Here is a 22,619-nt window from a genome sequence, read left to right as displayed (position 1 = left end):
GTCCTCCCGCTTTATCATACAACGCTGATATTTTGCAATTGGATTATAAAAGGAGGATAAACATGAATAGTACTTCTACTCTGCTCCATTTAGCGCAGAATGGTGACAAAGGGGCAGAAGCCACGTTGATCTCTCGTTATGAGCCAGTTATTTCTACCTTTCAACTGGATTCTCTGAAAAAACTCAATGATAATCATTATCAATTTCATCTTTCCAAGTCAAAGTCAATCTGATATAATAACACCGAAATACCAAACATCCTACGTTTTGCAAAGGAGTGATGCTGTTGTTAACTCAGACTCAACGTTTAACCTTGGTGGAACAGGTGGCCTACCAGATCCAGGAGAAGATCGAAAACAGCGAATGGCAAGTAGGGATGCGTATTCCTCCAGAGCCCGAGCTAATGGAACAGCTTCAAGTCAGCCGTAATACCTTGAGGGAAGCTATTCGGGCTTTAACGTATGCGGGTCTGCTGAAGACCAGACAAGGGGATGGGACCTATGTCTGCTCCTCAAGTGTTTTGGGGTCAGTGATTAAAAAAGTGATTCAGCATACCGATAAGCTTGAGAGCCTGGAGGTCCGATATGCATTGGAAAGAGAGGCTGCTGCCCTGGCTACGCTCAGGAGAGGCGAAGAAGATTTGGAGGCGATTCGGACATGCTTGGACCAGTGCAGACAAGCAGCCAGCCAGCAGGATCTCAAAGCTTATGCTCACTGGGATGTCGAGTTTCACAAAATGGTGATTGCTGCTTCACATAACCAATTGATGGCGAATTTGTACAATCATATTTCCGAGGCGCTGCAAAACATGGTTTTGGAAACGAAGGACTTCAAAAATGCGGCTTTTTATCTCGACTCTCATGACCTGCTTTATCAAGCCATTGCCAATCAGGATTGCCACCAAGCCGAGGAGGCTGTTCGTTTATACATTGAAAAGGCCCGTGCAAAACTGTGCTAAATGAAGCCTTCAAGTGCACGGACACGACTAGTCCCATGAAAAACAGGTTTGAAGCTTATCAACATGCTGCTACGCTTTTATGAAGTTACACAAGGCAACATACGAATTGATGAAATGAACATCACCGATATTACCCTCCCCTGCCTTCAGAGCAATATCGGGATTGTCCAACAGGATGTCTATTTATTTTCGGGAAGCATCCGTGAGAATATCGCTTATGACAAGATCTAGGAATCCGCTCACCGGGCTTAACTAGAGGCCTTTATCCATGCAATTTAGTGATCGGAGAACGTGGGGTAGATTGTCCGGGGGACAAAAACAGCGACTGGCTATTTACGGTTGTTCCTCAACCATAAAGAGAGCAGATCAAATTGTAGTCGTACCGCATATAGCATTGAAGAACAAGGAAAACAGAAACATTACTTGCCGCAGTTGGACATTACAGTCGTTTTATCACCCACAGTTTGGTGATGTACAATACATTCCCTCTTAAGGGTACTTCCTCCACATGGATGAAATTGACGATTAATTAACTTAAAACGTAGGAGAATCCCTTATGAGTTCACCAGAACAATTGTTAAAAAAACAGGATGGAATATCCAGTACCGGCATTCGCAAGCAAGCGACACTCTGGTTCATGATCGTAGGAATTATTTTTATCGCAGCGAATTTGCGTGCTCCCCTCACATCGGTGGGACCATTAGTCAGTCTTATTCGAGAAAACGTGCATATTTCGAATACCTTAGCAGGCCTGATTACCACAGTTCCACTAATTGCATTTGCATTGTTATCACCTTTTGTACCAAAATTAGGACGTAAATATGGTGTAGAACGTATTATCCTGATTTCCCTTATTTTTTTGGTCATCGGTATTGCTGTTCGCTCGTTATCCGGAGCAGTGACCTTGTATGTTGGAACTGCAGTTCTGGGGTTTGCTATTACCATATGTAATGTATTACTACCTAGCCTGATTAAACGGGAATTCCCGCAGCAAATGGGTACTATGACAGGGATTTATTCTGTTTCCATGAATCTATGCGGGGCGATTGCTTCCGGTATTAGTGTTCCCTTAGCTGTGGGGGCAGGCTTGAACTGGCAAGGTGCTTTGGGAATATGGGGGATACTTAGCGTCATCTCCATTCTCTTTTGGGTACCGCAACTCAAGACTCCAGCGAAACCAGCCGCTGTTGCCAACAGCGCAGGTTACAACCATCAGGTCAATATATGGCGCTCTCCATTGGCTTGGTAGGTGACTCTTTTTATGGGAATACAATCGGCCATTTTTTATGTGCTGGTGGCATGGCTGCCTGAAATACTAAAAGATCAAGGCATTAGTTCAAGTCAATCCGGCTGGTTTCTCTCGGTTCTGATTATGGCTTCGCTCCCCTTTGCATTTATCGTTCCAGTTATGGCAGGTCGCATGTCTAGCCAACGGTTGTTAGTGGTTATTACAACAATTCTACTTTTGATCGGAACACTTGGACTTCTCTATAGCAGTATCCATCTAGTTCTGTTTTGGGTTATTATTCTTGGAATTGGAGTGGGCTTTGCCTTTGGCTTGTCCATGATGTTTTTCGGCTTGCGTACCCAAAATGCCCATCAGGCGGCTGAATTATCGGGCATGGCCCAATCCATCGGATATCTACTAGCAGCAATTGGCCCAGCGCTGATTGGATACTTGCATGATGCCAGTCATAGTTGGAGCGTTCCACTCCTGATATTGGTTGGCGCCTCTGCTCTACTCGGTATCGTTGGTCTAGGTGCGGCTAGAAATCAATTTGTTGGTTCTGCGAAGTAAGTCCATGATATAAAAGACTTAAACACAAGATTCACATTTATTCTAACATGAAAGACAAGTATACAGGCACGCACTTTGGTGTGCTTGTGCTGCGCCAGCTTCGAGCCAAGTAAGAAGGCTTCGCCGCGGCCTTAGCATCACTTGCAGAAAGCGAGCTCAGACAAATTAGAGAGATAATGGCCGCCTTTTGAGTCCGTTCTTCCCGGGTGGGCGGATACGCTCATACTCGACAATAAAAAAATGAATATAAAGGACCCTAACCATAATCCTTTTTTCATCTGCCATCCCCCTTTTGGTTCATTTTTCCAAACAACACTAGCCTAATATATAAAAGCAATCTTGTCGATAGATAATAAATTATTTATTCGGCTAAAGCCGCAAAACAAAAAAGCTTCACGGAACGATTCCGTGAAGCTTTATCATTTCAACTTCGAATCAGCAGATCAACGATTCCATCTTTCTTGTCCACAGGAGCGACCTGTTTGCCGATCGATTTCCGCTCGGCAAGCGGCGCATCCTCCGAGTTGAAATGATGCATTCCGCCTTCTTTTGTTACCGCCAGCAGCGAGAGCGGTTCCTTGCAATGGAAACCGCCGGCCAAAATGCTGCCGTTTGGTTTGACGCGTTTGCCTTCCTTGAATTCAAACGACTGAACGCCTTTACCGCCGCGGCTTTGCACCGGATAGTCCAGCAGCAGCGTCCGCTTGCCGTAACCCAAATCCGATACGACGAGCACTTCGCCTTCTTCGCCCTCTACCCACATAGCGCTTATGACATCGTCTTCCTCTTTCAATACGATGCCTCGCACGCCCGCCGATACGCGGCCCATGGCGTTGACTTCGTTCTCGGCAAACCGGATTGCCATCCCTTGCTTCGTCAACAGCAAAATTTCGCGGCTGTTATGGCTGACGGTAACGCTGATGATTTCATCTCCGTCAGCAACTTTGCAAGCGGCAACCGCGCCCGACCGTTTCGTCTCGTACTCTTTCAATTCAGTACGCTTCACTTGGCCGCGTTTTGTTACGAATACCAGGCTTACCTCTGGATCGTCAAAGCTCTTCAGCGGAATCGCACTGACAATCCGGTCCTCCTTGGCCATCGGAATGACGTTGACGATGGCGGTGCCGTTATCCTTCCACTTGAATTCCGGAATCTGATGGACCGGCAACAGGAAATATTGGCCGCGCCGGGTGAAGATTAGGATGTTTTGCAGCGTATCCACATCAAGCACATGCTTGATATAATCGCCTTCCTTCACCCCCGATCCTTCCCGTTCCCCGCCGGAGCGCGTAAAGGAAAGCATGCTGGTCCGTTTGATATACCCTTCGTGGGAGAGCGTGACGAGCACGTCCTCCTGGGCCACTAGGACTTCCAGGTTGACCTTCAGTTCCTCGACTTCGCCCTGAATCTCCGAGCGCCGGTCGATGCCGTACTTGTCCCGGATTTCGATCAGTTCCTTTTTGATCAGCGCAATCAATTTCTTGTCGCTTTCCAGGATGCCACGCAGGGTGGCGATTTTTTTCTGGATGTCGTCCAGCTCTTTCTGCAGGGACGTAATCTCCAGGTTAGTCAAACGGTACAACTGCAGCGTCAGGATGGAATCCGCTTGACGCTCTGTAAATCCGAACATCCACTGCAGGTTGTTCTGCGCATCCTGGCGATTTTTCGACGCCTTGATTGCGGCAATGACCTCGTCCAGAATATTCAAAGCCTTAACCAGGCCTTCCAGTACATGGGCACGGTCTTCCAGCTTCTCCAGCTCGTACTGGGTGCGGAAGGTGACCACTTCACGCTGGTGGGCGATATAAGCATCCAGCATCGCCTTGAGGCCAAGCTGGCGCGGCGCCTTGTTGACGATCGCAACCATATTGAAGTTATAAGTCACTTGCAAATCGGTTTTCTTTAGCAAGTAAGCGAGAATCCCTTGGGCATCCGCTTCCTTTTTTAGTTCGACCACAATCCGCAAGCCGTTACGTCCGCTTTCGTCGCGGACCTCGGCAATCCCGTCCACTTTCTTCTCCAGCCGGATATTTTCCATAGCCGTAACGAGCCGGGATTTGACGACCTGATAAGGGATCTCCGTAATGACAATCTGTTGTTTGCCGCCCCGCATATTATCGATCTCCGTTTTGGACCGGAGATAAATCCTGCCTTTTCCGGTCTCGTAGGCGTCACGGATTCCTTCCTCACCCATAATGATACCGCCGGTCGGAAAATCCGGTCCCTTCACATAGGCGCGGATTTCTTCCAAGGAAAGCTCCGGCTTCTCCATAACCGCGATGCAGGCATCAATGACCTCGCGCAAATTATGCGGCGGAATTTCCGTCGCAAAACCGGCGGAAATCCCGCTCACCCCGTTGACGAGCAGGTTCGGAAAACGTGCAGGCAGAACAACCGGCTCCATCGCCGTGTTATCGAAGTTGTCCTTGAACGGAACCGTACGTTTCTCGATATCACGAAGCAGTTCCAACGCAATCGGCGAAAGGCGTGCCTCCGTATACCGCATGGCAGCGGCCGGGTCATCGTCCTGGGAACCCCAGTTGCCGTGGCCGTCCACGAGAACATGCCCCATCTTCCATGGCTGCGCCATCCGGACCATGCCCTCGTAGATCGAAGAGTCGCCATGGGGGTGATAATTCCCCATGACGTCCCCGACCGTTTTGGCCGATTTGCGGTAAGGCTTGTCCGGGGTATTTCCCGAATCGTACATCGCATACAAAATACGCCGTTGCACCGGCTTTAAACCGTCTCTAACGTCAGGAATGGCCCGATCCTGAATAATATATTTGGAATACCGGCCGAAACGGTCGCCTACGACTTCTTCGAGAAAGGCTGGCAAAAAATTCTCCAATGAACTCAAATCAAGTCACCTTCTATTCCTCATACTCCGTGAAATCCACATTCTCCACAATCCAGCGTTTCCGCGGATCGACCTTGTCCCCCATCAGCGTGGAGACGCGGCGTTCCGCCTTGGCGGCATCTTCGATCTGCACCTGGAGCATCGTGCGGGTTTCCGGATTCATCGTTGTTTCCCACAGCTGCTCCGGGTTCATTTCCCCAAGCCCTTTGTAGCGCTGAAGCTCGAAATTTTTGCCGAATTCCTTCAGGTAATTTTGAAGCTGCTCATCGCTCCACGCATACCGCACCGTCTCCAGTTTTCCGGACCTGCGGGTAATTTTGTAAAGAGGCGGCTGGGCGATATAAACCTTCCCCGCATCGATCAGCGGCTTCATATAGCGGTAAAAGAACGTCAGCAGCAGCACTTGAATGTGCGCTCCGTCCGTATCGGCGTCGGTCATGATAATGATCTTGGAATAATTGCTGTCTTCCACGGCAAATTCCGGTCCGATACCCGCACCGATCGCCGAAATGATCGCCCGATATTCGTCGTTTTTCAAAATATCGGCCAGCTTTGCCTTCTCCGGATTCATCGGCTTGCCTTTCAACGGCAATATCGCCTGAATCTTGGAGTCACGGCCCTGTTTGGCAGAGCCGCCGGCGGAATCCCCTTCGACGATGAACAGCTCGTTGCGCGTAAAGTCCTTCGACTGCGCCGGAGTCAGCTTGCCGCCAAGATTGGAGCTTTCGCTCCGCTTCTTGCCGGTGCGCATTTCATCCCGCGCCTTACGGGCCGCTTCCCTGGCGCGCGAAGCCTGGATCGCTTTCTTGATCAGCGTCTGCGCCACCTGCGGATTTTCCTCCAGGAACAAGGCCATTTTCTCCGCCACAACCGCGTCCACGGCGCTCCGAGCCGATGCGCTGCCGAGTTGATCTTTGGTCTGGCCGACGAATTCCACTTCGGACATTTTGACGCTGATTACCGCCATCATGCCTTCCCGCAAATCGTTGCCTTCGAGGTTTTTGTCCTTTTCCTTCAGAAATGCATTTTTGCGCGCATAGTCGTTCATTACCCGTGTGTAGGCTGTTTTAAAGCCCGTTTCATGAGTCCCCCCCCCACGCGTAGGTATGGAGTTGACGAAGGAAGCCAGCGTTTCCGTATAACCCGCATTATATTGCATGGCTACTTCCACTTCAATCTCATCCCGCTCGGCATAAAAATGAACCACGTCATGCAGCACATCTTTCCCGTCGTTCAGAAACTGAACAAACTGGCTGGCGCCGCCCTCGTAAAAAAACTCGTCGGAACGATCCGAGCGCTCATCCTTCAAGGTCACTTTCAGGCCCGAATTCAGAAAAGCGATCTCCTGTAAACGTTCCGCGAGCGTATCGTAATTTAATCCGATTCCATTAACAAACACCCGGATGTCCGGCTTAAACGTGACCTTGGTTCCCGTCCGGTTCGTATTCCCCAGAATCTCCAGGCCCGTCACCGGCTCACCGACATGCTCGATCCCTTGCTTGTCCATCCAATACTCGAACCGCATGCGATGGATTTTGCCTTCACGGTAAATTTCGACTTCCAGCCACTCGGACAGCGCATTCGTAACCGATGCGCCGACGCCGTGCAGGCCGCCGGATTTTTTATATCCCGAACCGCCGAATTTTCCGCCTGCGTGCAAAATCGTATAAACCACTTGCGGTGTAGGAATGCCTGTCTTATGCATCCCGGTCGGTATGCCGCGGCCATTATCGTATACGGTAACAGAACCGTCCTTATTCAGCGTAATGTCGATTTTAGAACAAAATTTCGCCAAATGCTCGTCGACGGAATTATCCACAATCTCCCATACAAGATGATGAAGTCCCGACGAACTCGTACTGCCGATATACATACCTGGTCGTTTACGTACCGCGACAAGCCCTTCGAGCACCTGAATGTCGTCCGCGTCGTATCCCGAAGCCGCACGGCCAGGCGTGCCTCCTGAGGCGTCTTCGAACAAATCGATTTGTTCGGCCATTCATGCTCCCCCTTTTAGCTTCATTAGGTAGTTCACCTAGATGTTGTTCAATACGTTATGAACACGCACTATATGTACTACAATGCAAACAGATGTTTTGTTATCCTTGTCCATTTTAATTCAATATATCCTGTTTCGTAAAGACAAGGAATGAAACAAACAGTGAAGCGGCTGCCCAAACCGCCAGAACCGCAAGCGAAAATCCTAGATTCATCCCCTCGATCGGAGCTGGAGTTCCCGCCAAATAATTAGTTAATCCCAGGTTCACCATAAACAAGTACTTGGCGCTGGTCCATGAGGCAGCCATATTGCTTAAAATATTACCCGCGATCAGCGCTGCCATCATGATCACGATGCTCGCCGCCGTACTTCGCACCAGAACGGAGACCATAAACGACAACACCGCAACGGTGATTCCTACAAACCAGATCAGGCCCGCTTGCATTAACAGGTACTTCCACTGGGACACCGCATGGACCGAGGACATATCTACTTCCGCACCATGCAACTGAAACCCGGTAAACACCGGGAAGGCGAATCCTTTGTACCCGAAAAAGATCCCCGAAATCAGATAGCAAATAACGAACGAGGACAGTACGATAAGCGAAACGAACATCAATAGCGTGATCAACTTGCTGAGCAGCACTTTCCAACGACGGACCGGCCGGGTCAGCAGCATTTTCACCGTTCCTGCCGTTCGTTCCGAAGAAACGATGTCGGATCCGATGCACATAATCAGCAGTGGAATGAACAAGGTTGATGCATTGTCCAGAAACTCCCGGGTAAACGAAACCCCGCCAGGCTGAGCCGGATTCACGTCATGCTCCAGGTAATATTTCATCTGCTGAATATAAATTTGCCGGTACTTCTTCCATTCCTCGGGAACCCGGTCGCTGCCAAGCGAATTTTGATTGTCCGTTATCGCCTGCTGTACTTCTCTACGCCAGTCCGTCCCATAGGTTTCGCGCTTATCTTCCGCCTGTTTCATCTGGGCATACGCAAAAATCGGGACAAGCACCAACAGTACCAGCAAAACTACATAGAACCGTTTTTTCTTGATCATTTTGATCGTTTCGTTTTGAATTAACGAAAACATCTGATTATGATTATTCAATGGTTTCACCATCCGTCATCTCCAGGAACAATTGCTCAAGTGTGGGATTGATCTTGTGCACGGAACCGACTTTAACCCCTGCATCAACCAAATTTGATAGCAGCTCCGGAATATCTTCGGACTGCATCTGCGTCACTAACGCCTTAGACGATGTCCCGGCAATTATCGCGTCATCCAGTACATCCCCCGCCTTTTCAACCATCGTCACGCCCGCCCGCTTTAGCAGCTCTTCGCCCTGCGGACGGGGATCCAGTTCCCAAACCACATAATTTGAGCTACCCTCAATCAGTTCGCTTACCGTACCCGTCGCAAGTACGCGACCCCGGCTGATGATCGCCACCCGATCACAGAGAAGTTGGATCTCGCTAAGCAGATGGCTCGATACGAATACAGCCATCCCCTCCTCAGCGAGACTGCGGATAAACTGGCGGAGCTCCTTGATCCCTTTGGGATCAAGACCGTTAGTCGGCTCATCCAGGATCAACAGCTTGGGCCTGCCGAGCAGCGCTTGGGCAATGCCTAATCGCTGGCGCATCCCTAGCGAATAAGTTTTCACTTTATCGTGAATCCGCTCGTCCAATCCTACCATCTCGACCACCTCGGCGATTCGCGCGGCATCGACGCCTCTCATCATTCTGGCAAATTGCTCAAGATTTTCCCAGCCGGTCAAATAGGTGTAGACTTCCGGATTTTCCACGATCGATCCGACACATGCCAGCGCTCGTTCAGGTTCTTGGCTCACTTCGAATCCGCAAACCCTGACGCTGCCTTCCGTGGGACGAATCAGATCGACCAACATCCGGATCGTTGTTGTTTTTCCCGCCCCGTTCGGGCCCAAAAAACCGAATATCTCGCCTTCCTTTATCTCAAAAGAAACATCCTGTACGATCCATTTTTTGCCGATGCGCTTCTTCAAATGCTCCACGGTCAGCACCGTTTCCCTTGGCTTGCGCCCGGCTTCATGATGCTCTGCCACTAGCCTACACTCCTTATGTTCACTCTTTAACGGCGATGCCCTGAACGATCCGATCCGCGATAGCCTGATATCCGGTCGCGTTCGGATGAAAATGATCCCCGGAAAGGTATCGTCCGGCCTGCAGCGTAAACAAATCAAACGTCGGAACGATAAGACCCCCTTCAATAGAAGCCATCGCCTCCGCAGCAATGCCGTTCCAGCGTGCTACAGCCTGATCGCCGGTCTCCTTCAGTTCTTTCATATCTGAAAATGGATTATACAAGCTAACGTAAACGAGTTGGGCCTGGGGGTTGATATTACGAATTTTGTCCAGAATTTTTATCAAATTGTCCGATGCGCTTTTTACACTCTGCTCCAGCTCAGCTTCCGTCGGAAGTTCCGTCCTCGTTTCCAGCGGCTCTTCCCCGTCAAACAAATCGTTTGCGCCAATGGAAAGGAGAATAATTCCCGCCTGCCCGAGCGAATATTGAACCCCATGCTGATCCAACATCGGCAGTAGTTCCTTCGTCGTGAGCCCGTTGATGCCCAAATTGTTGATGAGCTTGCTCGATGCACCTTGCTTCGTTAAAAGTTCAACCGTTCGCTTGGCAAATCCGCTCCCCATGTCGTCCCCTGTCCCCTTGGCCAGGGAATCGCCGATCACCGTAACATCCAGCGGGGATGACTGCTCAGGTGCCGCATAGGCATGGTCTTCCATTACGTAAGATTGTTGGTTTTCGGTTCCCGGATAAATGACATCGCGTACCGCATACAAGAAACCAAACAGCAACATTAGCGTTGCTGCGGCCGAGACGAGGCCGACCGTTCGCCAAATTCGGGACGCAGTAAACATCAGCAGCACTCCTCTTTGTAAATAGTCCCTTATAATCTCTCCAGTTTATGTAATAAACATAAAACTTCTTGCCCGGAGAAGCAAATTCAAGGACGTCCTCAACCTCCGAAAGGGGGAATGATTGAATATGGTTGCTCATTTTACGCATATGTCTTATAATTCATAAGAACATACGTTAGCTCCTACTTATACTAGACACTCATCTTTTCATTTTCATGTTACATAAGTATTCTCACTTTGATTGTCGTTTAAATATGTTTTTGCAGCACTTAGGAACGCAAATAAAGCAGTGCCCGGAGGCACTGCTTTATTTGCGCTTGTGTTCCGCATCACCGTTAACTGGCTCTAATCACCTTAACATCACCAGGGATGACCTTCTCGCCTTCATATAGCATGAAGCGGCCGTTTTGCCATTCAATGCGCAGCAAGGCAAAATCATCGGACTGAAATTGCCATACATACTGCTCGCCCCCCTGCATGAAAGGAGTACGGCCGGTAACCGTCACCGCGCCGATGTACTCCTCATCCAGGAAATAGGTTCTACCGTCCAGTTCCATCTCCGAGGGAACCTCATCCGGCGTGTCCAAACGTCCGTCGATCGGACGATAAAGCTGGTAGTGAAGATTCTCGCGTTCCTCGATCAGCAGATAACTGATTTTGGCTCCGTCCTGAAGCGTCAGCACGACCGCATTTCTGCCCCGGTTATGAACCCGTCCCGTCACTTCATAAGTGACTAATGACACTTCGCACATATCGCCCGGAGCGAGTGTCAGCATACTTTTCTCCACTTGCGGCGGCTCCGGTTTCGCGAACAGATTGCCGATTCTTTTCCAAACACCCATGAGATCATATGCCTCGCTTTTCGTTCAATTCGGGAGCGTCCTTATTTCTTATCTTCGTATTGCTTCATCAGAGCGGCCAATTCATCCTCGACAGCCTGATCTTTTCCGAGCTTCTCGAATTCGTCGTCCAGATCGGCGCCTTTGGAATTCAATTCGTTGCTCGCTTCGGCTTGCGCTTCCATCTGCATCATTTTTTCTTCCATGCGTTTCAGGCCGCTGGCAGCCGAATCCGAGCTGAAGCCGGTCATCGCCTTGTTGATTTCGGTTTGGGCTTTTGCCGCGTTATAGCGGGCAACTAATGTTTCCCTTTTATTTTTCATTTCGGTCAACTGTTTGCGCATTTCTTCCAGCTTGCCGCGCAGGTTGTCAGCGGAAGCTTTGTTCTGCTCATAATTTGCTTTGTATTCATTCATCTTGTCTTCGGCGGCCTTCTTCTCTTCCAGCGCGCGGCGGGCCAGATCTGCGTTCTGGGCTTGAGCTGCCGTGTGTGCCTGTTGCGTACGCTTGGCGACCAAAGCCTCCTGCTCTTCAAAAAGCGCCTTGAATTTCTTCTCGATCGCAATCTGAGCGGCTACCGCTTTCTCGGCATCCTCCAGGTCCTCTGTCATATCGCGGATATATTGATCCGTCATCTTGATCGGATCCTCGGCCTTATCAATCATTGCGTTAATATTGGACATCGTTAAATCGCGTAATCTCTTGAAAATCGACATTGTGGTTTTCCTCCCCAAAAAATTTAAACTTCTTGATAGATGTTTACGTATCGCAGGTACCAAGGTTTCATCGTCGTCAAAAAAAATTTTTTTCGAGCTTAAAAGAGTATCTATGCTTTAAATGATAATCCTTGATCCCGCAGAGCAGTCCTCAGTTTAGGCAATGAGGCCGGGCCCATGCCGTGAAATTGCAAAATCTCTTTTTCGCTGTATTTTGAAAGCTCTTGCAAAGAAAGAATTCCATGGTGTTCCAACGCTCGTCTTGCCGGCGCCGACAAAAGCGATAAAAACCCGCTGTCCGGTTTGCGTTCTTTCTCGCAGACCGGGCAGGTCGGGCAATCGCTGCTTTTATAGTATTGATGTCCCTGTGGACAAGTTCTCATAGTTTTGTTCGATTCCGTCATTCCCACATCCCTCCGTATAATAAAAGAACCGGCGTTAGCCAGCCCTTTATTTTGGATTGCCGATAAATTCTTGCACCCAACATCCGTTGTAATAGCCGACACCGATCAGATTATAGTTGGCATTCAGGATATTCGCTTTGTGGCCGGGGCTGTTCATCCAGTCCTCCACGACCTCTTTGGCGGTGGTTTGACCCATGGCGATATTCTCGCCGGCATAGCGGTAAGTAATGTTGAAGGAATCCATCATATCGAACGGAGAACCATAAGTAGGTGAGGTATGATTAAAATACTTGTTTTTAAACATGTCGATTGCTTTGGTTTTAGCCATTTTTGATAAGTTCGTGTGTACGGTCAGGGGTTTAAGTCCGGCAGCCTTCCGCTCTTTGTTAAGCAGCGCGACAACCTCTGCCGCCCGTTCTGTCTGAATTTTGTCATAAACCGCAGCTACCTGTTTCGATGTTGCAGCCTGTGCCGTTCCCGGTCCCAGCGGAACGAACAACAGGGATCCAGCCAAGACGGAGAATACCAAGCCTGAAGTTATTTTTTTTAAGTTAACCATCTTAATCAATGTAGCTTCTCCCCTTAGTCCATCAATTCAACAAATTTTGTGCTCCTTGTCACATTTTAACATGATAACTGCCCCTACGCATGAGAAAAAGTTGGAAAAATGGAAAATTGGGAAAAAAATTATCAGATTAAAAGCCGCCTTGAGCAAATCATTGCTTCAGGACGGCTTTGGGAGTTTGAAACCGGTATTTATTTTTTGGAGGCGTATTTCCGCATATCGAAAGCAACTGCGGCAACAATGATCGCACCTTTAATGATTTGCTGCCAATATGGTCCTACTCCTACGAAGGTTAACCCATAGTTTATAACCGTAAAAATGAGTACGCCTGCCATGACGCCAGGAACCGTTCCGATTCCGCCGGTCGTCGATACGCCACCGACTACGCAGGCCGCGATCGCATCAAGCTCGTACATGTTGCCGTAGTTGTTGGTGGCCCCGCCGGTTCTTGCGGCTTCAAGCACGCCCGCCAAGCCGTACAGGGCTCCTGCGATGGAATAAATCAGAATCAGATATTTTGTAACGTTGATGCCGGAAACTTTTGCCGCCTGCTCATTGCCGCCGATGGCGTACATGTTTTTCCCGAGCCGGGTTTTATTGAACATGACCCAGACGATGAAACAAACCGCAATCGCAATCAGGACGATAAATGGAAAAGAGTACTGTCCGCTGCCGATGCTTCCCGAACCCAGATTCGTGAAATCTTCGCGCAAACCGCCGATCGGCTGCGATTGGTTGGGTTCCGTATCGAAATACAGCGAGTTGATCCCGTAGATTGCGACCATCGTTCCAAGCGTAGCGATGAACGGGGGAACTTTAAATTTGGAAACGATGATTCCGTTGATCAAGCCGAAAAGTAAACCGACGATAATTGCTATTAAGACGGGAACCAGAAGCGGCAAATGCGGGAGATCCGGGAAGAACCGCCGCGGATAATCCTCTACCTGGAGCATGGATGCCGAGATGACCGCGGTCAAGCCTACCATCCGTCCGGCCGACAAGTCGGTACCGCCGGTGATGAGAATGAACGCTACGCCTAGTGCGATAATGACCCGCGTCGAGGATTGAATTAAGATGTCGCGAAGCGTATTGATACCTATAAAGTTCGGATCGTAAACGGCAATGCCGATAACGAGCACGGCGAGTACGATATAGATTGCATTTTGCGTCACAAAATTTTGTATTTTTTTTGTTTCCATGATCTTCTCCTCCTTCTCTTCCCCTTAATGCTGGGCAGCCAGCCGCATAACTTCCTCTTCCGAAGCCTGGTCTCCCTCCAATATTCCTGTCAGTCGGCCTTCGGACATGACCATCACGCGGTCGGACATGCCAAGCAGTTCCGGCATCTCGGAAGAAATCATGATGATGCTTTTTCCTTGCTGCGCCAAATCCGCAATAATGGAGTAAATCTCGTATTTTGCACCAACGTCTATCCCCCGGGTCGGCTCGTCAAGCAGCAATATCTCCGGTTCGGTAAGCAGCCAGCGCGCTAGCAGCACCTTCTGTTGATTCCCGCCCGAAAGATTCATAATCAACGTTTTCGGGGAAGGCGTTTTGGTCCGCAGCTTTCCTACCATATTGTTGGCTTCTTCCTTTTTTCTGCGGTCATCAATCAGCAAGTAAGGTCTTACATACCGATCCATATTGGCAATGGCAGCATTCTCATGCACGGACAATACCGGAAAAATCCCCGTCGTACGCCGCTCCTCCGTCAGCAGCGCCAACCCGTGCCGTTTAGCATCGCCCGGGCTTTTGATTCTGACCTCTTTGCCATGGATCGAGATACTTCCGGTCTGGATATCGCGCAAACCGAATAAAGCTTCAACCAGCTCGGTACGCTGGGCGCCGACCAGTCCGCCAATTCCCAGAATTTCTCCTTTACGCAGTTCAAAAGAGATGTTTTTAAACGACTTCTGTTGGGATGAAGTCAAGTTATCCACCTTCATAATGACACCGGTCGGCACATTGTGCCGGTCGGGAAAACGCTGGGTCAAATCGCGGCCAACCATCTTGGAAATAATCAGATCCGTCGTCATCTCGGCAGCCGGCCAGGTTCCGATTTTTTTTCCGTCCCGCATAATCGTTACATCATCGGAAATGCGTAAAATTTCTTCCATCTTGTGCGAAATATAAATGATGGCCACGCCGCGTTTCTTTAAATCGTTGATGATGCGGAACAAGTGCTCCACTTCCACGCTGGTCAGTGAGGAGGTAGGTTCGTCCATGACGATGATTTGCGAACGAAACGATACCGCCTTGGCGATTTCAATCGATTGAATTTTGGATACGGACAGTTTGCCCACCAGCGTATCCGGACTTATATCGATATCTAATTGTTTAAACAACTCCTCCGTATTCCGGTACATCTTCTTGTGGTCCACAAGCTTGAATGGACCCCATCCCATGAGCGGAAAACGGCCGAGCCATATATTTTCCATGACATTTCGGAACGGCACAGGGTGCAGCTCCTGGTGGATCATCGAAACACCCAGTCCAAGCGCATCGCTGGAGTTGTTGATTTCGGCTTTTTGTCCATGCAAAAAGATTTCGCCGCCGTCCGGTTTATATATCCCGAACAGGCATTTCATTAATGTTGACTTCCCCGCTCCGTTTTCGCCCATAAGCGCATGCACGGTTCCGGGTCTAACTTGCAGGGTAACGCCATCCAGCGCCTTGACGCCGGGAAATTCCTTAGAGATCTCTTTCATTTCCAGCGCATATTTCCGGTCAGTCATTGTTCCGCCCCCTAACTTGTTCTTTACCGACAGAGGCACAGCATGCGTTTCTACAGGCTCTATCCTTAAACTATCCCCTCAAAACAGCGGGAGGTTCGTACCCTCGGGTTCCGAACCTCCCATGTTCGCTTGTTTATGAGAAGTCCTGCTGCGTGGCTTATTTGAAATCGGCTGCGTTTTCTTTCGTTACTTTTTGGTAAGGAATCCACACATATTGATTGTCCGTAATTTCAAACCCGACGCTGTCCTTGTTGATTTCGCTGCCTTTGGCCAGCAATGAAGCCAGCGTTACTGCCGCTTTACCTTGGTTCTCGGCATCATTTAGGACCGTGCCGAGCATCGTGCCTTGCTCCAGCGCTTGAAGAGCAGGCGCGGTTGCATCAACGCCGACTACCGGCATATATTTGTCGCCCGAGAAATATCCCGCGGCTTTCAGCGCTTCAATGGCACCCAGCGCCATGTCGTCATTGTTGGCGAAGACCGCTTCGATTTTGTCGCCGTTCGCTGCCAGGAAGGCGGCCATTTTCTCCTGTCCTTTTACCCGGTCCCACATAGCGGTATCTTCGGCGACTTTCTCAACCTTGATGCCCGCATCTTCCACGGCTTGAATGGAATATTGCGTGCGAAGCTCGGCATCCTGGTGACCCGGTTCGCCTTTCATCATGACATATTGGAGCACGCCGTCGCCGTTTTTATCGGCCTCAGGATTCGCTTTCCAATAGTCCACGATAATTTGGCCCGATAACGTTCCCGATTCTTCCGCTTTAGCTCCGACATAGTACACTTTGTCCCACTTCTTCATATCTTCCGGAAGCGGTTCGCGGTTCAGGAACACTACCGGCGTATCTTTCGCCTTGGCTTTATCGATAATGACTCCAGCCGCCGTACGGTCAACCGGATTAATGACCAGGGAGTTCGTTTTCTTCGTCAGGAACAAGTCAATTTTATCGTTCTGGGTCGGCTGCGAATTCTGGCTGTCGACGATGTCGACTTTAGCGATGCCGCTTGCGTTTTTCTCGATGGAATTCCGCACTCCGGTCATAAACGTATCATCGAACTTGTAAATCGCTACGCCAACTTTCGGCTCTCCGCTCCCGCCGCTTTCCTTGTTTCCGCCGCTGGAACAGCCAGCTAACGTCGCCCCGAGCAATGTTGCTGCTAATAATGCCGTACCGACTTTTTTCATTCTTTTGACCTCCTGAATGATTTTCATTATCTTGGTTTTCCTCTTGGATACGTTTTCATTATGCCTTGATTTTATCGTTTTGCGAATCTAAAATTCTGAGATGTTCTATTAAAATTCTGAGGATGTTAATTCGAATATTTCAAATGAAAAAACCCGGGCATCCCCGGGTCTTGTTTCAACGCTCTTAATCCACATACCTTCCTTGTTCAGGTACGGCAATCTCTTCGAAATGCTCGCATAGCCGGTGGAGCCCAAAGCGTAGTTCCTCGCCGGTCATCGGCACCCCATGACCGGTAATCGCCGTCTCCGGCGACAATTCGGCCAGCTTGCACAGCGACACTTTGGCTGTTTCCCAATCCGGCGTGAAATACATCGGCGGTCCATGGATCTCCTTCTCCTGCCGCATGACGGCAAGTGCCGATTCCTGTTTGACCGTGATAAAAGCATCGCCGGCAATCAACGTGTGATCCTGCTGGCGGTACAGTGATACGTGCCCCGGACTATGTCCCGGAGTAGCAATCCATTTCCATCCCGTTGCTCCTGGAACTGTACCATCTTCGGGTAGCGGTTCCAGCCTGTCCTCCAGATTTATCGCCCGATTCGGATATATCGGTGCCACACCGGCAAGCAGTCCTCCTCCAACTGAAGGATCGCCTTCCGGATAATCCCGGAGTCCGGTTAGATAGGGGAATTCCTCAACATGGGCATAGACCGGAACCTTCCAGTAGTCCGATAACTCAATCACGCACCCGACATGATCAAAATGGCCGTGCGTTAAAATGATCGCCTTGGGCGGCCTGCCGTAGATAGCGTCCGCTTCCTGAATCAATGCCTCTTTAAACGGGCCCAGCCCGGTATCGACCAGTACCCAGTCTCCCTGATCCGGACCGCCCACGAATACCGTATTCACCATGAGAGTACGAACGCACCAGACGTCCTTCAGCACCTTGGTCGTATCAACGGTTCCCGTATGCAGCAAATCCTTATCGCTCATATTCTCCCTCCTAAGGAATGGGAATTTAATGCTAGCCCATAATTTACCCCGAAGATGTAAAAATACTCCCCAGCAGTCTGGGGAGTATCTTATTCATCAACTTATTTAACGAATGGGAACAGCAATTTTTGATTTTCCGGCCAAAGCATATTGTCCAAATCGATCAGCTTCGTGCCCGTAGGAATTTTATCTTCCAGCTTCTCTCCATGGGCAGCCTTGACCGCGGCGGCCACCGCCATATATCCGTTATTGAACGGGTTTTGCACCATCATCGCCTGAACCGTCTCCTCTTGAAGCAGTTCCAGCATTTCCGGCGGATTATCGAAAGCGATCATCATCAGTTTATCGCCATAGTCCATTTCTTCCACGGCCCTGCCCGCACCGATGGAAGATTCCGCACTCAAGGAGACCAGCCCGTCAAGACCGGGATGTTCCTTCAGCATATTCCGCGTCAAGCGATATGCCAGTTCCTCATCCGACCCGCAATATTGGATATCCACCACGGTAATTCCGGAGAATCGCGCCACATAATCCAGAAAGCCTTCTTCCCGCTGGTCGGCGTTACGTGCTCCTTTTACGAAATTAACGATTCCGATATCGCCCTGTTTCCCTGTCAGCTCGATCAACCGTTCGGCGGCTTTCTGACCGGCTTCGTAGTTATTCGTTCCGACATAGGTTTTCACCTTTGTTGACGCTACCTCGGAATCCATGGAGATGACCGGAATATCATAATAGGAGCTCCTGTCGGTGACCTGGCCCAGCGCCTCATAATCGCTTGCAGCCAGAATAATCGCATTCGGCCGGCGGGCGATCGACTCTTCCATCAGCTGAATTTGTTCCTTATAATTATTCTCGTTGCCTGGAGCCAAAAAATTCAATTTCACGTTGTATTCCTTAGCCGCCACTTCGGCCCCCATTTTGATCGTTTTCCAATAATCTCCCCTGTCCATTTTCACGATCATGTCGATAACGGTCATTTTTTCGCCTTTTTGCAAGTTGCCGGAAGGAGCGCAGGAAGCCGTTAGCGGCAGCAGCAAGAGCAGGAGCAGCCAACCTTTACCTAGCATGAAAACCAGCCTCATCATTGATCCCCTTCTTTCCTCGGGATTTCCGGTTTGACGACCGGCAATTTAATCGTTACCGTCGTTCCCTCTTCCGGCTCGCTCTCAAAATACAGCCCGTAGGCTTTGCCGTAATAAAGCAAGATGCGTTCCTGGACGTTGTTCACGCCGACGCCCGAGCCCGAACCCGAGCCGCCTTCGCTGCGAAGTTTTCCGGACACTAGCTTATTAACACTTTCCGGTGTCATCCCGACACCGTTATCCTTGATCACAATTTCCAGATGCTCGCCGGAAATCCCGGCATAGACTCCGATAAATCCTTCTTCGGCCGATTTTTCAATGCCATGATGAATCGCATTCTCGACCAGGGGCTGCAGGATGAGCTTCAGAGTCAAACAATCCATCGTCTCTGCTTCCGCATGGATTTCATACCGGAATTTATTTTTGAACCGGATCGTCTGGATGATGAGGTAATGACGGACATGCTCCAGTTCGTCTTCCAGCGGAATAATATGATTTCCCTTGCTCAGACTGATGCGGAAAAAGCGGGACAGCGAGGTGATGGTCGTGACGACTTCCTCATTCCGGCCCAGTTCGGCCATTCGGGTAACCGAATTCAGCGTATTGTAAAGAAAATGAGGATTAATCTGGGACTGCAGCACATCAAGTTCACTTTTGCGCTTGGCCTCCTGCTCCTGGATGATCTGATCCATCAGTTCCCGGATACGCCGCAGCATCAGATTGAACCGCTTTGATAACTGCTCGACCTCGTAAGCGCCGCTGACATACACATGGGTGCCGAAATCGCCCTTTTCCACCATCTGGACGGAACGCTCCAAGCGACGAATCGGTTGCGATATTTTTGCCGAAACGTACAAATTGATAATCAAAACGACGAAGACCGCTGCCAACAAAAAGCCGTACAGGAAGCCACTCAGCTCTTTTTTCGTAGTCAGGAATTCGTCCGCATAAGCCACACCTACAATTTTCCATCCGGCCGGTTTCACCGTCTGAATCGTGATGAGCCTTTGTTCGCCGTCGGATTCATCGAGGTAACTTCCGTATGCGTAATTCAGCACCGGTTCCAGATTTTCATATTTCAGACCGGCATAAATCAGCTGTTGCTGCGGGTGATATACGATATTCCCGACACTGTCGATGATATACACATATCCCTTTTTACCGAGGCCTACCCTTTGGCTGAGCTCGTCGATCGTCCGGAAATTAATATCCATAACGAGCACTCCCTGTTTGACTCTGGAATCATCCCGGTAAGTGATATTTTTGCTCATCGAAACGACCCAGCGGTAATCCGACTTAAACAGATTTTGAATGTGCGGCGGGGTGAACTGTAGCGTGCCCGGGTTTTGAATCGCCGACTCAAACCAGAGTTGTTCGGTAAGCTTCGTATTTTGCCGCATCGGCAGGACCGGTACCCCGCGCACCAGATTGCCTCCTTTGGTAAACAGCGCAATTGAAACCAGATCTTTACGCGTATTCAGAATGGTCCCGAGCTGTTCTCCAAGCTGCCGGTCGTCGGGAATATCCGAGGCCGCATTGATTTGCTCCTGGGCTACATTGAAAATATCCTGCATCCCGCTAACATACAGTTCCAGATTTGCATTCACCTGCTCAATGATTTGGCCCAAATTCAAATAAGCGTTGTCTTCGGCCGCTTTGGAAAATCGATTGAAGAGCAACATGCTGACCAACACGACGGCTAATAAGGTAATCGTGATCGAAGACATCGAGATAAGCACTTGTATTTTCCGGAAATGAAAACTTCTGAACAACCGGGATATAGCCCTTGCCCATGTCATACCGTTCTGGCCCCGCCCCGGTATTCTTTGGGTGATATGCCGAATTTTTTGCGGAAACAAAAGCTGAAATAATTGGGATCGCCGAATCCGACCCGCTCCGCGATTTCAAACGCTTTCAAATCCGTAGTCCGAAGCAGATGCTGCGCCGACTCCATCCTCACGCCCATTAAGTAATTGACGAACGTCATTTTGGTTTCTTTTTTAAATATATTGCTAAAATAACCCGTGCTGATATGAAGCTGTTTGCACACTTTATTGATCGAGATGTCCGGCTCTCCGAAATGAATTTGTATATATTCCTTGGCCTCTTCCACCAGCTTGTTGTAACTGCTTTGCCGTTCGCTCGCAATGGAATACTTCAGTTTATGGCAGATCCCGGTAAACCAGGACTTCGCCTCACTCGCCTGCGACAATTTGGAGAGTTGGCCGAGAAAAGCGGAACCATCGCCGAACAGTTTGTCCATATCCGCATGGACATCCTGCGACGCCTTGATGACGGCGGTAAGCATCATCAGCAAATAAACCTGGAAATCCTGATACGAAATCCGGCTGTCCAGCAAACCGCTGAACTGCTCATCCAACAGTTCCTGAAGCTCCAGATCGCTGCCGACCTTCAAGCATCGGATCAATTCCTTCTCTTTCACTTCGTCAAAAACGAGCGGGACAACCTGTCGCGACTCCACGTCATTGATCCAGATTACTTTGTTGCTGCCGAGGATCAGTCTATAATCCAGCGCCCGTTGAGCTTCCAGATAGGATGAGAAGACGTCGCCGAGATCCGGGATGGCAGATCCTGCCCCGATCGTAACCGTCAGCTTCAAGTACCGCTCCACACTTATGCGAACTTCCTCCAGCAAGTCGAAAATACGACCTGTCATGCGCTCATTGTCAGTGCTGTCAAAAATGCTGAGCAGCACGACATCGTCGTGGTGAATGAACACCTGGTCCCGCGATGTCCGTTTGATCAGCTCGTCGACGATGTTGAACACGGCGAATAGCTGAAGTTGGGTGTCGTTCGTTTCTTTCAGAGACGGGGAGTAACCGGCTTGCACGGTTAAGACTCCATCGCCGTTACTTGCCCCTAGGGGATCAATTCGCAGCACCGATACCATATAACCTTCACCTTCGAGTTCCAGCTCGTATTGTCGGCTCTTGTCGCGAATCTCCTGTTTCGGCAGGCGCCGGGATACCAGAGAAGATAGAAACAAACTTTGCAAAACCGGAAGGTTTTTCCGGTAATGTTCACTCAACAACTGGACATTTTCCCTTTCCGACCTCTCATCATCGATCTTCCCCTTGACCTTTCCTATAACGGCCGTGAGCTCGCCTGCGGAAAAAGGTTTGAGAACATATTCGTCAATACCGAGCCGGATGGCCTTTTGGGCATATTCGAATTCTTCATAACCGGTTAAAATGATGATTTTCGTATCCGGATAGGATTCCCGGATCCATTCGGAGAGCTGCAAACCGCTCATGAACGGCATCTGGATATCCGTAACGACGATGTCGGGCAGATGCTTCTCCACCATTTCCAACGCCTCTTTCCCGTTCTCCGCCGAGTCGGCGACGACCATCCCAAGAGTTTCCCAATCAATTAACTGAAGAAGCCCTTCCCTTACGTCTTCCTCATCATCGGCCAAAATCAGCTTGTACATTGAAGACCATCCTCTTCCCATTAACGTTGCTTTCCATAGCCTATACTGGATTTCCCCCGATTTTATCTCATCGTCCGTATTTTGTAAACGTGATCAAACCGGGCGTT

At 49.6% G+C, this 22,619-nt stretch carries 18 protein-coding genes and 2 pseudogenes; 4 read left to right on the top strand and 16 right to left on the bottom strand.

Annotation, left to right across the window (positions count from 1 at the left end):
- Window positions 1–62 precede the first annotated feature (62 nt).
- The 4 genes and pseudogenes from DFP94_RS25905 (at window position 63) to DFP94_RS04895 (ending at window position 2,756) form a co-directional block, all read left to right on the top strand.
- The gene (locus DFP94_RS25905; RefSeq protein WP_245954484.1) at window positions 63–233 is read left to right on the top strand and encodes a helix-turn-helix domain-containing protein; all 171 of its coding nucleotides are present in this window, start codon (window positions 63–65) and stop codon (window positions 231–233) included.
- Between the two features lie 53 nt (window positions 234–286).
- Entirely contained in the window at window positions 287–958 is a 672-nt protein-coding gene (locus DFP94_RS04905; RefSeq protein ID WP_114495280.1) for a FadR/GntR family transcriptional regulator, read from the top strand.
- Between the two features lie 54 nt (window positions 959–1,012).
- A pseudogene (locus DFP94_RS25900) lies at window positions 1,013–1,177 on the top strand (multidrug ABC transporter ATP-binding protein); the annotation flags it as partial.
- A 337-nt stretch (window positions 1,178–1,514) separates the two neighbouring features.
- Window positions 1,515–2,756, top strand: a pseudogene (locus tag DFP94_RS04895) (CynX/NimT family MFS transporter).
- 424 nt (window positions 2,757–3,180) lie between these two features.
- Here the strand turns inward: DFP94_RS04895 and gyrA are convergent.
- From gyrA to DFP94_RS04815, 16 genes are all read right to left on the bottom strand, one after another.
- Window positions 3,181–5,616 carry a DNA gyrase subunit A gene (gene gyrA, locus DFP94_RS04890; protein ID WP_114495279.1) on the bottom strand — a complete coding sequence of 812 codons (2,436 nt, stop codon included), beginning with the start codon at window positions 5,614–5,616 and terminating at the stop codon, window positions 3,181–3,183.
- A 13-nt stretch (window positions 5,617–5,629) separates the two neighbouring features.
- The gene (gene parE / locus DFP94_RS04885) at window positions 5,630–7,615 is read right to left on the bottom strand and encodes a DNA topoisomerase IV subunit B (protein WP_114495278.1); all 1,986 of its coding nucleotides are present in this window, start codon (window positions 7,613–7,615) and stop codon (window positions 5,630–5,632) included.
- A gap of 115 nt (window positions 7,616–7,730) precedes the next feature.
- On the bottom strand, window positions 7,731–8,741 hold the full coding sequence (locus tag DFP94_RS04880) for an ABC transporter permease (RefSeq protein WP_245954483.1): 1,011 nt from the start codon (window positions 8,739–8,741) through the stop codon (window positions 7,731–7,733).
- The gene (locus DFP94_RS04875; protein ID WP_245954481.1) at window positions 8,722–9,705 is read right to left on the bottom strand and encodes an ABC transporter ATP-binding protein; all 984 of its coding nucleotides are present in this window, start codon (window positions 9,703–9,705) and stop codon (window positions 8,722–8,724) included. Before DFP94_RS04875 ends, DFP94_RS04880 begins: the two co-directional genes overlap by 20 nt.
- Window positions 9,706–9,724: 19 nt before the next feature.
- Entirely contained in the window at window positions 9,725–10,537 is an 813-nt protein-coding gene (locus tag DFP94_RS04870) for a GDSL-type esterase/lipase family protein (RefSeq protein ID WP_114495277.1), read from the bottom strand.
- 335 nt (window positions 10,538–10,872) lie between these two features.
- Complete coding sequence (locus DFP94_RS04865; RefSeq protein ID WP_114495276.1) at window positions 10,873–11,379, bottom strand: DUF4178 domain-containing protein; 507 nt, start codon at window positions 11,377–11,379, stop codon at window positions 10,873–10,875.
- Between the two features lie 41 nt (window positions 11,380–11,420).
- Window positions 11,421–12,092, bottom strand: coding sequence for a PspA/IM30 family protein (locus DFP94_RS04860; RefSeq protein ID WP_114495275.1), 672 nt, complete (start codon window positions 12,090–12,092; stop codon window positions 11,421–11,423).
- A 110-nt stretch (window positions 12,093–12,202) separates the two neighbouring features.
- On the bottom strand, window positions 12,203–12,496 hold the full coding sequence (locus tag DFP94_RS04855; RefSeq protein WP_114495274.1) for an RNA polymerase alpha subunit C-terminal domain-containing protein: 294 nt from the start codon (window positions 12,494–12,496) through the stop codon (window positions 12,203–12,205).
- 46 nt (window positions 12,497–12,542) lie between these two features.
- Window positions 12,543–13,055: a CAP domain-containing protein gene (locus DFP94_RS04850; RefSeq protein ID WP_114495783.1), complete on the bottom strand. Its 513-nt coding sequence runs from the start codon at window positions 13,053–13,055 to the stop codon at window positions 12,543–12,545.
- 197 nt (window positions 13,056–13,252) lie between these two features.
- Window positions 13,253–14,260, bottom strand: coding sequence for a galactose/methyl galactoside ABC transporter permease MglC (gene mglC, locus DFP94_RS04845; RefSeq protein WP_114495273.1), 1,008 nt, complete (start codon window positions 14,258–14,260; stop codon window positions 13,253–13,255).
- Window positions 14,261–14,284: 24 nt separating this feature from the next.
- Entirely contained in the window at window positions 14,285–15,796 is a 1,512-nt protein-coding gene (locus tag DFP94_RS04840) for a sugar ABC transporter ATP-binding protein (RefSeq protein ID WP_114495272.1), read from the bottom strand.
- Window positions 15,797–15,953: 157 nt separating this feature from the next.
- The gene (locus DFP94_RS04835) at window positions 15,954–16,982 is read right to left on the bottom strand and encodes a galactose ABC transporter substrate-binding protein (protein ID WP_114495782.1); all 1,029 of its coding nucleotides are present in this window, start codon (window positions 16,980–16,982) and stop codon (window positions 15,954–15,956) included.
- Window positions 16,983–17,166: 184 nt separating this feature from the next.
- Window positions 17,167–17,976, bottom strand: a complete 810-nt coding sequence (locus tag DFP94_RS04830) for an MBL fold metallo-hydrolase (RefSeq protein ID WP_114495271.1) — start codon at window positions 17,974–17,976, stop codon at window positions 17,167–17,169.
- A gap of 101 nt (window positions 17,977–18,077) precedes the next feature.
- The gene (locus DFP94_RS04825) at window positions 18,078–19,061 is read right to left on the bottom strand and encodes a substrate-binding domain-containing protein (protein ID WP_114495270.1); all 984 of its coding nucleotides are present in this window, start codon (window positions 19,059–19,061) and stop codon (window positions 18,078–18,080) included.
- Window positions 19,058–20,857: a cache domain-containing sensor histidine kinase gene (locus DFP94_RS04820; RefSeq protein WP_114495269.1), complete on the bottom strand. Its 1,800-nt coding sequence runs from the start codon at window positions 20,855–20,857 to the stop codon at window positions 19,058–19,060. The genes DFP94_RS04825 and DFP94_RS04820 overlap by 4 nt, the downstream gene beginning before the upstream one ends.
- Window positions 20,854–22,512 carry a response regulator gene (locus tag DFP94_RS04815; protein WP_114495268.1) on the bottom strand — a complete coding sequence of 553 codons (1,659 nt, stop codon included), beginning with the start codon at window positions 22,510–22,512 and terminating at the stop codon, window positions 20,854–20,856. Before DFP94_RS04815 ends, DFP94_RS04820 begins: the two co-directional genes overlap by 4 nt.
- Between the last annotated feature and the right edge of the window lie 107 nt (window positions 22,513–22,619).

The sequence above is a fragment of the Fontibacillus phaseoli genome, from assembly GCF_003337355.1.
Classification (GTDB): Bacteria; Bacillota; Bacilli; order Paenibacillales; family Paenibacillaceae; genus Fontibacillus; species Fontibacillus phaseoli.
Note: the sequence above shows the minus strand (reverse complement) of the source record. Positions and strands in the feature narration are given on the sequence as shown.